The 12,514-nt window shown below is 58.0% G+C and carries 9 protein-coding genes; 5 read left to right on the top strand and 4 right to left on the bottom strand.

The features are described from left to right. Positions 1-660 precede the first annotated feature (660 nt). Both IF803_RS27535 and IF803_RS27530 read left to right on the top strand, forming a co-directional pair. Entirely contained in the window at positions 661-1,410 is a 750-nt protein-coding gene (locus tag IF803_RS27535) for a P-loop NTPase family protein (protein ID WP_018269936.1), read from the top strand. Between the two features lie 60 nt (positions 1,411-1,470). After that, positions 1,471-2,226 (top strand): hypothetical protein, encoded by a 756-nt coding sequence (locus IF803_RS27530; RefSeq protein ID WP_018269935.1) that lies wholly within the window; start codon positions 1,471-1,473, stop codon positions 2,224-2,226. A 203-nt stretch (positions 2,227-2,429) separates the two neighbouring features. Here the strand turns inward: IF803_RS27530 and IF803_RS27525 are convergent, their stop codons facing one another. The 4 genes from IF803_RS27525 to IF803_RS27510 form a co-directional block, all read right to left on the bottom strand. Then, positions 2,430-4,262, bottom strand: a complete 1,833-nt coding sequence (locus IF803_RS27525) for an NEL-type E3 ubiquitin ligase domain-containing protein (RefSeq protein ID WP_016848203.1) — start codon at positions 4,260-4,262, stop codon at positions 2,430-2,432. Positions 4,263-5,092: 830 nt separating this feature from the next. Continuing rightward, complete coding sequence (locus IF803_RS27520; protein WP_225161260.1) at positions 5,093-5,338, bottom strand: hypothetical protein; 246 nt, start codon at positions 5,336-5,338, stop codon at positions 5,093-5,095. Positions 5,339-5,462: 124 nt separating this feature from the next. Beyond that, positions 5,463-7,124: a hypothetical protein gene (locus IF803_RS27515; RefSeq protein ID WP_018269934.1), complete on the bottom strand. Its 1,662-nt coding sequence runs from the start codon at positions 7,122-7,124 to the stop codon at positions 5,463-5,465. Positions 7,125-7,991: 867 nt separating this feature from the next. Further along, positions 7,992-8,414, bottom strand: a complete 423-nt coding sequence (locus IF803_RS27510) for a hypothetical protein (RefSeq protein ID WP_155258682.1) — start codon at positions 8,412-8,414, stop codon at positions 7,992-7,994. Positions 8,415-9,515: 1,101 nt separating this feature from the next. On the opposite strand from IF803_RS27510, the gene IF803_RS27505 reads away from it, so the two are divergent. From IF803_RS27505 to IF803_RS27495, 3 genes are all read left to right on the top strand, one after another. Further along, positions 9,516-10,604, top strand: a complete 1,089-nt coding sequence (locus IF803_RS27505; protein WP_026192311.1) for an IS5 family transposase — start codon at positions 9,516-9,518, stop codon at positions 10,602-10,604. After that, complete coding sequence (locus IF803_RS27500; protein WP_016848197.1) at positions 10,604-10,948, top strand: hypothetical protein; 345 nt, start codon at positions 10,604-10,606, stop codon at positions 10,946-10,948. The genes IF803_RS27505 and IF803_RS27500 overlap by 1 nt, the downstream gene beginning before the upstream one ends. 314 nt (positions 10,949-11,262) lie before the next feature. Further along, a complete protein-coding gene (locus IF803_RS27495) occupies positions 11,263-12,405 on the top strand; it encodes a cytochrome-c peroxidase (RefSeq protein WP_016848196.1) in 1,143 nt (380 codons plus the stop codon). Positions 12,406-12,514 lie beyond the last annotated feature (109 nt).

Below are 12,514 nucleotides of genomic sequence, written 5' to 3'. Positions count from 1 at the left end.
GGCAATCATCACCTCGCCGCGACACCGACTCGCCATCCTGATTGTCGTGCGCTTCCCACCCAGATTGTCGCGCTATACTCTGACATTCGAATGTGCAACGAGGCTTTAAACAGGCCGCTGCTCGATAGTTTTCTTGTTGTGTTCGCTCGTCACGTTGCCTGCCGGATGAGACGGCCGCCATGATTGTCGAGTTAGATGTCTGACGATCAACCGGATCAGCACGGCCGTGCGACCCAACGCGCCGAAAGCGTCTTAAGCACCGGGGCGGAACACCCCGGTCATGCCCACGCCAAAGCCCAACTTTCCTGACGTACGTGAGACTCTCGAATTGTTTGCGCTGATCAACGATCAAATTGAATTAGCATGATGGTGATCGCGATCATCAGCGCGCATGGTCGACTGCTCGAATAATTTGTCCTTTCAGCTCACCACAAACCTCACGTGAAACGCGATCACGAGAGATTAGTTATTGTCATCGAATTGCATCGTCGTCGCAATCAAAGAGCTCCGATGGCTCGGCACTGGAAAACCTCATCAATCGGGCCGCACCCGCGTCGAAGATTCAATAGCCCCTTCTTTCTGCCATGTTCGCATCCAAAGCAAAGACACGCCGATTGCGCACGTCGCGCGCGGCAATAGCGAGTGTCTCAGGAGAATTCCATGGTGAAGCCGGTTGTGATTGTGGTGGGCGCGGACAAAGGAGGCGTCGGCAAGACGACCGTATCACGAACGCTTCTGGACTACTTCAACGTCAATAACGTGCAAACACGCGCATTCGACACGGAGTCGCCGCGGGGAACGTTGAAGCGATTCTATCCCGCAATCACCGAGATCGTCGATATGGCGACGACGGCGGACCAGATGAAGATCTTCGATACCCTGAACTCAGGGCTATCCGTCACCGTTATCGATGCTCGCGCCGGCTTACTATCCACAGCACTGGCCTCCTTGCGCGACATCGGCTTTTTGGATTCGGCGCGATCCGGCCAGATCACTTTTGCCGTATTCCATATTCTGGGATCATCCATCGCTTCGCTGGACGAGATCGCCGAGACCGCGACCTACATGGCCGGCGCAAAGTACTATCTGGTGAAGAACTTCATCAACGATACTCAATTCTTCCAGTGGGACCAGTCGACCTATAATTCTTATTTTCACCGCATCAAGCATGCGACCGAGTTGACCATCCCGAAGCTCAACGAGATGGCCTACGAGCAGGTCGAAGTCGCTTCTGTCCCATTCGTCGATTTTGTCGCAAACAAGGGCCGGAACGATGAGCCGGCGAACAATTCCTTCGTTCTGCGCGGCTATGTACGGCACTGGCTGGCAAATGTCTGGAGCGAGTTTGATCGCATCAACTTGACGGAATTGGCCGGCGCCAAGTCAGCGACTCGGAGCGACGATAAGTAGTCGCATTATCGGCGAGCGACGGGTTGAGCCCAGGGACGAAGTGAGATTGATCTGCTGGCTATGTTAGCGACTCCTATCTACATCATCTGCTCTCCTAGCCCGCAGGTCGGCAAAACTCTCGTCGCTCGCCTCGTGAGCGAGTACTTGCTGCTGAAAAATGGTACGGCGCTCTCCTTCGATGTAAATCTCAAGGAACCGTCATTGCTCGATTATCTCCCCAACATCACGGAGACCGCAGATGTAATTGACACTTACGGTAAGATGCAACTGATGGACCCACTGATCATACACGATCGGGTAGCCAAGGTGATCGACCTCGGCTTCCACGCCTTCGACGAGTTCTTCAAGATGTGCGAGGAGATCGGCTTCATCAAGGAAACAGCACGCTGCTGTGTCGCGCCTGTCATCCTCTTCGTCGCGGGCGCTGACCGCCATTCCTTCCGTGGTTATCAAATGCTGCGGCGGCAGATTCCACCGGCGGCGCTGGTCACCGTCCACAATGAATTCGTGCTGCGCGAAGGACTACCTGACGCGATGGATTGTGAGCGAGTGCTCCGGATTTCCGCGCTCCCGTTGTTTCTAAAGAGATATATCGATCGGCTGAGTTTTTCCTTCACCGGGTATCTGCGCGACGAAAAGGACTGGACCACCGAACTGCATCAGTGGATCCGGCGAAACTACACCATGCTTCGTGATTTGGAGTCGAGCGTGATGCAGCGAGGGTCCTATCGATCTCGCGCAACGAATATCGAGAGCCTACGAGGCACAAGGGCGACTGTGGGACCGGTTCACTATCCATTTCGCTATCAGAGATGAACGAGTGATATTCGACAGAGTGCTCGCCTGGTCGAGTAGTCGATAGAACGATTTCTCTTGATCGTCCGCACAACCTAGCGACCGAGACCTGCCGGCAACTCATTCGCTCGACGAAACTTCTCCATTCGTTCCTCGATAAGGATCGATAGCCGCCTGAGATTGCGCGCAGCTGGCCGGATCGACGGCTCCCGCTCGAGGGCGCTTCAAAGCTCAAGTCCGAATCTCTCGAGGACCTGATGCATGACCGGGCCTTTGATCTCGAGGGCGATCTCTTTGCGAATCTGGGCGCCAAGCACTCGCTCTGCATCGGCATCGCCCGTCAGACCATTCTCGGCCAGTCGCCGATCCAAGCGGGCTTGGAATTCATCGCCCATCGCGTCGACGAGCCGCCTCTCCATTGCAACATGGTCTTCGGGTGCGATGCGCCTCAACACGCTTTCCCATGGGTGCCAGCGCGTTGCCAGGTAGTCCGGAAATTCCGCTGCCTCCTGATTGCGCACCGACGCCTCGGCTCTGACAATATCGTCCTCGGTCACGTTAGAGACATTCAAGAAGCGCATATCCGGAGCGATGTGCAGCAGCTGCAGCGGGTTGCGCAGCTGGGTCTGGTAGGCAAGGTAGACCTCGATCTCGTCGACGTCGGCGTCAGGATCGGCACGACGAAGGGAATTGACCGTCTCGCGTGCGATCCTGTCCAGCGCCTCCAGACGAAACAGGACCCGGCCCTGCTGGAGCAGCTCGGTTAACCGGCCGTCATAGACGCCGTCTTCAACGTCAGCGTTCAGCCGTGCGCTCTGCATGCCGTTCCAGGTCAAGGTAACCCGATCTTCGCAGCGCTCGCTCGCTCCCGAGGCCAGTTGGAAAAACTGTTCACGCAAACGCGGCCTGACGGCTGCTTGCCGCAGATCCTCGACGACCGCCTGCCGGAACGCTTCGTTGCCATAGTTCACGGTACCCCCGAGCCGGTCGAGGAAGCGTGCATAGTCTTGCGCACCCGGTTCTTGGGCGAAGCGCTGCCAAGTGGCCATTACCGACGGCTCGGCCTCGAGCCAGTGCGCCACAACCTCTTGCAGCGAGCGCGGCTGGACTTCCAGCGCGCCTTCGGCCGTCGATAAAAAGACCTGCGGGCCTGCATAGCCCGCTGCATGTATCGTTGCCGTCAGGCCAGCCTGCACCAAATCGGGGAGCGGATTATTCTCCAGATTAACGCTAGAATAACCGCTTAGCTGTGTCAGCAGGGTCTCGGGTACGCTGGTCAGCTGGTTGTTGCTGGCGCCGAGCCAAATTAGGTCGGGAAGCGCCGTTTCGGGCAGACTGGTCAGTTCGTTGTGGCTAGCGCTGAGCCATTGGAGCCCGCCCGGAAGAGGCTCGGGCAAGTCCGTCAGCTGATTGTGGTCGACGTTGAGGCGCTGGAGCCGGGATGGAAGGTCGGGCAGATTGGTCAAGCGGTTGCCGCTGGCGTCCAGTTCCTCAAGCGTCGCCGGAAGGCGATCAGGCAGACTGGTTAGCTGATTGTTATCGACCCTCAGCCGCAGCAACCCGGGCGGTAGCTGTGCGGGCAGGTTGGTGAGCCCGTTGCTGATGACATCGAGCTGCAGCAGGCCATTTGGAAGCTCGGGCAGGCCGGTCAGCCGATTATTGCTGGCAGAGAGCCACTGGAGACTGACCGGAAGGTTCCCAGGAAGGCTGTTCAGCTGATTGTCGTCGACATTCAGGCGACGCAGCCCGGCCAGGGTCGACGCAGGCAAGCCGGTCAGGGACAGGGACGACAAATCTAGGGCCTCATTAACATCGCCTCTGTCCTGCCAAGCCCTCGTACGACTTACCGCTTCTCGACGGTCCTCGTGTTGCCCCTGCCCGCCTTCGGCGGCCCAGGTCGACAAGACCTCGAGCTGCGAGCTGGACGCCTCGCCAGCGGACGCCAGCGCATCCGTCAGGGCTTCGCCCCACTGCGTGGCAGCCGGAGATGCCGGCTCGGAGGTTTCCGAATCGGAAGTTCCCGAAGGAGTGCCTGAGCCAAGCTGCTCTGTATTCATCGCCGTCTCTCCGTATCCAAACCAAGCGCGTCCGCAGCCGCACCTTTAAGCCGTCAGCCTCACCAGGGTTGGCGCGCTGATCGGCTGATGACAAAGCTGGCGGTCATACGGCGCAATCACCGCCCACGGCTGGCGCGCACACCTGCCGGCCTGCAGGCGAGCAACTGCAGCTCACCGCAGCACAGCCAAAGCCTCGGCGGTAAATCCCTTGATGGATACCATCCAATTCTCTTGCCAGATCTGAGAACGTCAAGCCGGACCAGCCAGTAAAGATGTTCCTGCTACGAGACGTAGCTGTCGATAAGCTGACGGGCTTCAGAGCGACGAACAATGGGCGGACGGCTGGCCATCAGCCTCTCCCGAAGCTTAGGCGTAGATAGCGGACCGACGAAAAGCAGACGAGGATCAACCGAGTTTTAAGCTTGGCAAAATGCTCGCTGTTTACGGCGCCTCGGCGGCGCGGCGCTGATAGCCGGCGAGTTGCGGCTCCTACTCCCGAGGCAACAAACCGCCCCCTGCTCATTCAGATGGCCACGTTGGGACGCTAGCTTGAAAGCCCGCGATCCCATGTAGCACCGCTCACGCTTCACTGCGAGGCGGTACGCCCCGGCGCAATCGGCAAAGGCTGGCTGATAACCTCCTAGATGGCGAGTCCCCACCTATTCTGACATCGGCGGCAAGGATCGATCTTGCCAGATCGGTTCAGACTGCCGCAGGTTTCGGCCAGCAAAAGCGGACGACTCGGCCCTTGCCGGGGCGCTTTCTCAGTCGAACAACGCGCGCCCGGCTGCATCTGACACTGATTCGATGGAAGTTTCTTAACTTCGAGATCAATGCATTAGATCCGCCCCGCGTCCGATAAACTCGAGCACCGACTGCGCCTCGTTGATTTCGCTTGAAACGCGCTTCAATATCCGAACTGCCACCTCTTCCGTCGCGATCAGCCCCGCTCTTTCGCAGGCTAATCCGAAATGATGCATCACCTGTTCGTAGGAGGGCGCAACACGATTCTGCAACAAGCTGATCGCCAATGATGAGAGCATCTGCTCGACGACATCCTTCTCAGCCTGGATCAACAACTACGTCCTTCCGATTGTTTACTCAATTCTGTGGCTGTGCACGCCTCCGACTGCATCCCAAGAGGGTCGCTGCGTGGGATTGTCGTGTTGTGACCTCGCCGCATACTACGCATGAACACCGCTAGGAAGAGGCTTCTTTGGCCGATTGCCTTGTTTGGTGGGACCACTTCTCCCCTGACCGGAGCTGAGTGGCTTCACTTTGTATCAGTTGCAGCTCCTCGATGATCTTCGCTATCGCCTCATGCCCTGCTTCGCCTTGCGGCCACCTATTGAAGCCATCCATCAGACTCTCCGATTCCGGTTTGGTAAAGTCAAAGAACCGGATACCGCGGCCTAGGACCTCATTGACGATCGCGATCGTGGCTTGGCGAGCGGCGCTCTGCAGCGGCCATCTATTGAAACCGATCACCAGGCCCCTGAGATCCTGGGCAGTGAAGTCTGAGAGTCCCGTCCTGCGGCCGGCACGGCGAAGGACCTCGTCCGCGAGCACAACGGTCACTTGACCACACGGCAGCTCCTCCGGCCAATTGCTGAAGCCGTTCACTAGGTTCGCGAGCCCCTGCTGTGAAAAATCGTAGAGCTGAGTGGCGCGGCGCAGAACCTCACGAGCGAGTGCGACGGCTGCTCGGCGAAACGCCGGCTCTTCCGGCCACTTGCTGAAGCCGTTCACCAGGTTCGCCAGGCCCTGTTGGGTAAGATCGGGGAGCTGGACAGCACGCCAAAGTACCTCACCAGCGATCGCAATTGCAGCTTTACGACAGGTCGCATCTTCAGGCCATTTGCAAAACCCGTTCACCAAGTTTGCCAGTCCTTGTTGGCTATAGTGAGGAAGTTGGTCAGCACGGTGCAGGAGCTCACTTGCGATCGCGATTGTGGCTTGACGAGAGACTGCCTCATCCGGCCATTTACTAAAGCCATTCACCAAATTTGCCAGATCCTGCTCGCCAAACTCATGAAACCGGGCGACCCGACGAAGAACTTCGCCTGCGATCGCAATCGTGACTTGACCACACGCCAGCTCTTCCGGCCACTTGCTGAAACCGTTCACCAGGATGGCCAATCCCTGCTGAGGAAACTCGCAGAGCCTGCCGGAACGATGCAGAATTTCGAGTGCAAGCGTGGCTGCTGCTTGGCGCGAAGCCGCCTCATCCGGCCACTTGCTGAATCCGTTGACCAGGCTCACCAATCCTTGCTGTGTAAAGTCGGAGAGTTGGTGATGGCGGCCTGCGCGCCGAATGACATCGCCCGCAATTGCAACCGCCGCCTGGCGAAAGTCTGCTTCTTCCGGCCATTTGCTGAAGCCGTTTATCAGCGCCGCCAGGCTCAGATTGTTCAACTCTTGAAGCGGCCTGCTTTCCTCGCGACAAAACTTCGCTATTCTGATCGCCCCTTTGCGACATTCTGCTCTGTTGGAATGCCGACCGAATGATGCGGCGAATATGGAAAGGGCTCTTATCCCGATTTTTCCAATCAGCGCATGGTCAAGCAGCGACACGCGAGAAGCTATTCTTTCGCAAACGTCCCGGCCGACCTGACCTCCGGCCTTCCGGCTCACCGCATTGCATGTCGTGGCATATCCCCACGATCTCCCGGCACGGATGCTTTCCTCGAAATTCGGCAGGAATCTAGACTGAAACTCAAGCGCAGCCTTTTGCAGAAAGACCGGATGGTCCGCCTTGCGCAGCTGCTTGTCGCGCGCAACCACCACAGTTGAGAATTCAACGATGTCGCGAGCACAATCGATCTCGCTTAGCGCCGTCGTCAGATTGGCTTGAGTAGACATGGGATCTTCCGAGCTTTCACCGCGGCGCCTTGTCCAGCCACAAGCTCAATGCGACTAGTCACCGCTTATGGCTGAATGTTTACCGCCTACGCAGTTGAAGCATCTCTTGCGAGGGCCGGCTGTTCACTCGGCGGGCCCTCACTGCACAGCGAGGAAACGTGATTAAAGCAGTTGTCAGAGACATCCTGCTGCGCGCATCACTCCATCACCTCATGACATATCACGGCTCCGGTTGTTGCAGCGCGATTGACAACGGCCAGCACAGCAGCCCCCTCCCCGCCGATGGACCCAAGGTCCTGCCCATGGCCCGCAAGCGACAATGTCGGCAATTAGGAAGCCATCCCTGTCCGATCATGCTGAACCATTCGACGCCCGTCCTGCCTGCGTTTGTCTTTGCGAGACTACAACCTGACGCAGCGTGGGGTTCAAGCTACTAAATTGGTATCGAAGCGTGGCGTTGCCCAGCCGACTATCGCAGCGGCTAGCAATGGGGCGTCCATTCAGTTCGACACGATTTCGAGTGACATTCACCCAGTGAGGTCCTGCGCTCGCTCCCGCGCTTCGTTCTATCGGGGCGCGCCCCGGATATCGCGGTAACGCTCGTTTTATCTATGGAAGAAAACATTGCCGCCATGCCCTTTCCGGGATGTTGGTGAGCGCGCGCACCTTACCCATAGACATGCTCGTTGGGAAACGCTTGTAATGGTGCGACGGCCAACGACACTGACCAGTCAAGGAAACCGCGAGAGTGCAATGACGCTGCACACGCCGCTGGGGGGCAACATCGATCGCCCCTGGAACGCAGGAATTCCTCAACCCGGACGATCGTAGCGCCGAAAACCCGCAGCAATCCGCAGCAAATTCCGGTCACGCCCCCAGCGTAAGGTGATATCGGTTGATAACAGTCTTGAATACATCGAACCGCTCGCCACATCCGCCAAGCAATGGCGACGAATCGCACAGGTACAACTCCGTCGGCATGAATGCCGACGGAGCGACTACGCAGTGCTGACGCGTACGCGTTGTACCTTCAATGCCCAAGTGAACTGCATCTGTGATGACTTCGATTGATGATAGATTAAGTGAAATCAGATGGGTACGAAACGAGATCTGGCGCTGTCGTAGATTGCTTAAGACGGAACTGCCTCGCGAGGAGAGTGCTGCCGTTGAGAAGCGTCTGCTTGAGCAGCTTTCCGCCTTTGAACGGCTCTTGACGACCGCATTTCCTCTGGTCTTGAGCCCTTCAGTGAACTCAACCAAAAGCAGTCCCATCAGTTCAAGTGAATCCACTGAAACGCTCGTTGAGAACGCCGCAACGGCATCAACCGATTCCTTCCGGATCTCGATCGGCAGTTAATGCGAGCATTTTGGAGAAACACCCCCGCTCCGATGCCTCACTCTCGATGCAGGATCGGAACGTTGTTGACGCCTCGTTTTTTCGGCCCAACGTTTCTCTCCGCCGCGGTTGGCATCACGCGGCGACATTCGACACGCAAGCCTTTGAAATTGTCCCTAAGACAAAACATGGCCGCGTCCATATCGCTACGCCCCGTAAAACGGTCACAGAATCGCATCACGTCTGGTCTGCAAGACGTCAAGATCTCTTCCAATCTTCGTTCTCGCGCGCTAGCGTATCCCGTGACCCACGTGGCTGCGATCGCAACAAGGGCGGTGGCATGGCGAGGCGCGCGGTAAGCCCAACCCGTTCGTCGCTTTTGGCTCAACAGAACTCTCTTAAGCTGCATAACCTTCAGTATTGTTCTTTGCCTCGCAAGTATTGTCTGTTTAGGAAAGTAGGTCGCCCGCATCGACACGAGCGGCCGGCGTCATTTGCGGGACTTCCGACTCATCGTTGCATCGGGTGTCAGGCCTTGCTGCCACGATCAAAACGCAACGCAGGCTGGCTGCATTTGCAGCGGACGGAGCCCAATTTAGGTATTGTGTTTAAGCTTGTGACATTCGCGACGTAGTCCCCAACATGACATTTCTGCAAAGGCGGCAGATCCTGCTTGGCACTGCCTACAACCTGACGCTACGGTCGATTCAAGCACTTTGATCGTCGAACAAGTGTCAATACGCAGCAAAACAGCACATCCATATCTTGGCGGGAGCTCGCAAGGAGAGTTCCTCGGCAATTGCACGCTTCACTGGACGCAGCGTATACGAAGCCTTATCCAACGACGGCCGATAACTGCTCGGCCACGCTGGAACGCAACGCATAGTTGATGGATTCGCAAGGTCACACGATTTCGTCGCGTCAAATGACGCGACGAATTGCGTCGATGCTCCGCGTTTTTGCTCAGCGTCCGATCTAGCAGGCTGTTGAAAAAGGTACTCGCCGCCAACCGGCGAGCGTGATTCATTGGCTCCGACGAGATTCGGAGACGGGGCGTGCGCGGTGGCGATAATCGAACGGGCGAGTTGTTCAGCTACGTCGACCTGGAGGCACGGGTACGGCGTGATCATCCGCTGCGAGCGATCCGGAGGATTGTGAACGAGGCGCTGTCAGAGCTGGAGCGCGAGTTTGCCGCGCTCTATTCGCCGATTGGGAGGCCGTCGATCCCGCCGGAGAAGCTGCTGCGGGCGATGCTGTTGCAGGCGTTTTATTCGATCCGCTCGGAGCGGCTTCTGATGGAGCGGCTGGAATACGACCTGCTGTTCCGCTGGTTCGTCGGCATCGGCGTCGATGACGCAGCCTGGGACCATTCGGTGTTCTCGAAGAACCGCGACCGGCTGCTGGAAGGCGACATCGCGGCGAAGTTCCTGGCGGCGGTGCTGGCGCAGCCCAGGGTGAAGAAGCTGCTGTCGAGTGATCACTTCTCGGTCGATGGCACGCTGATCGAGGCCTGGGCCTCGATGAAGAGTGTCAAGCCGAAGGACGGCTCCGGCGAGCCGCCGGCGCAAGGCGGCCGCAATGCTGATGCGGACTTCCACGGCCAGAAACGCTCGAATGACACCCATGCTTCGACCACCGATCCAGACGCCAGGCTGTATCGCAAGGGCAAAGGCAAGGAGACGAAGCTGTGCTTCATCGGGCACGGGCTGATGGAGAACCGCCACGGTCTGCTGGTCGATGCCTGCCTGACGCAGGCCGATGGGCATGCCGAGCGGGTGGCCGCGCTGCACATGATCGAGCCTCGTGCTGACCGGCCGACAGCGATCACGCTTGGCGCCGACAAAGCCTACGACGTGGAAGACTTCGTCAACGAACTGCGCTCGATGAACGTGACGCCGCATGTGACACAGAACACCAGCGGCCGCCGCTCTACGATTGACGGGCGAACAACCCGGCACGGCGGCTATGCGGTCAGCCAGCGCATCCGCAAGCGGATCGAGGAGGCATTCGGCTGGATCAAGACGATCGCGGGGCAAGAGAAGACCCGCTTCCGTGGCCGTGATCGGGTCGCATGGGCCTTTACCTTCGCTGCCACCGCCTACAATCTGGTGCGGCTGCCCAAGCTGATCGCGGAGACCGGCTGATGGCCAAGGTGCCCGGTCTCGCCAAGGCCTTTGCAGGCCGCTGGCGCATCGTCGAGATGGACGTCTGGGATAGCGACTTCCTCGATCTTGTCGAGGAGGCGCATCTCACCTTCCAGGGCAAGTCCGATGGCGAAATCGCCTTTGGGGCTCTCAAGGGGTTCCTGGACGTGCGCTACGGCACCCGCGACGGATCGGCGTGCGCGGAGTTCTCATGGGAAGGGCACGATGAGAACGATCCGTCCTGCGGTCGCGGATGGGCTATGGTCGGCACTGCAGACAGGCTCGTCGGCCACTTCTACATCCACAACGGCGACGATTCAGCCTTCGTTTGCGAACGCGGCTGAGTTCTTCAACAGCCTGCTAGTTGTAAGCCTACGCGTCTAAAATCGCGCAACCGACAGCTTTATGGCTTGCCTATCGGTTGAGATAGTAGGCCGAAATATACTTCGTCAGCATGGCCATCGTCGCGTGTGGAACGCCGGTTGATCCCAAAGGTTCGAGCCGACTGCTGGCATTCCTGCAATTGTTCAAGACCAAATCAACGGCCCCCCTTGACCTCCATTGGCACGGCGGTTGCTACTACGCAGCAACAGCGGATCAGACTTGGATGAGTACCCCAATGGATGTCGCTCGTCTTTGATCGCTGGGAGTCATTTCGATGATAGGCAGGCTAGCTGCGACCCGCACCCTGCTCGCGACTTCCACGAATTACGACAAAGGCAGGCTTGGGATGAGGAAATCAGCGGCACGAACGCTTTACATCGCAGCCAAGCTGTGCGTTCTGGCCGCTGGGATTCTGGCATCGTCAACGGCAGGCGCCGATGATGATTTGATGAGTGCGGCGAGGCAGATTTTCAAGCCGATCCCCTCTATTGTTCCTGCGGTCAAGAACAACCCTATTACCCACGAAAAGGTTGCACTCGGCAAGATCCTGTTCTTCGATCCGAGGCTATCGGCGAGCGGGGTCATCAGCTGCAATACATGTCACAATCTTGGGACCGGCGGAGCAGATGCCGGCCCGAGGTCGCTTGGTCATCGCTGGCAGCTAGGTTCACGTCGAGCGCCAACGGTCTATAACGCGGTCTTCAATGTGGCACAGTTCTGGGACGGACGCGCGGCTGACCTCAAGGCACAAGCCGTAGGCCCTGTCCAGGCCAGTGCGGAAATGAATGCAACGCCTGCTCGCCTTCTTAATACGTTGAATTCAATGACTGATTATATTGTCATGTTCAGCAAGGCGTTCCCGAACGACGCGACGCCCATTACCTTTGACAATTTCGCCAAGGCCATCGAGGCATTCGAGGCGACCTTGATCACGCCCGCCGCTCCCTTCGATCAATACCTCGAGGGCGATGCGTATGCTCTCAGTACTCAGCAGAAAGCAGGATTAAAGCTGTTCATAGAAAAGGGATGCTCGTCATGCCACAATGGTATCAACGTCGGCGGCCAGGACTACTTCCCGTTCGGCGTGACGGAACGGCCAACCGCAAGCCTGCTGCCGAGGGACGACAAGGGCCGTTTCGCCGTCACCAAGGTCCCCAGCGACGAGTATGTTTTTCGCTCCGCGCCGTTGCGCAATGTCGCATTGCGTCCTCCCTACTTCCATTCGGGCCAAGTTTGGAGCCTCAAGCAAGCTGTTGGCGTGATGAGTGAAATACAACTCGGCGCGAAGCTCAACGATAGAGAAACAGACGACATCGTCGCGTTTCTAAATTCACTTACCGGGCAGTTGCCTAAGATCGATTATCCGATATTACCCGCGCGCACCGACACAACGCCAAAGCCCTCTATGGAACAATAGGGCAAATAGGCTGTCGGCTTACAGAGCCAGGCTCGTCAAACTTGCCAAGGGAGGAAGGTGCGGGCACCCAAGCTTCCCGCAGCGACGTCAAAGAGCACCGTGTCGAGCC

It is taken from the genome of Bradyrhizobium sp. UFLA06-06 (genome assembly GCF_054820065.1).
Note: the sequence above shows the minus strand (reverse complement) of the source record. Positions and strands in the feature narration are given on the sequence as shown.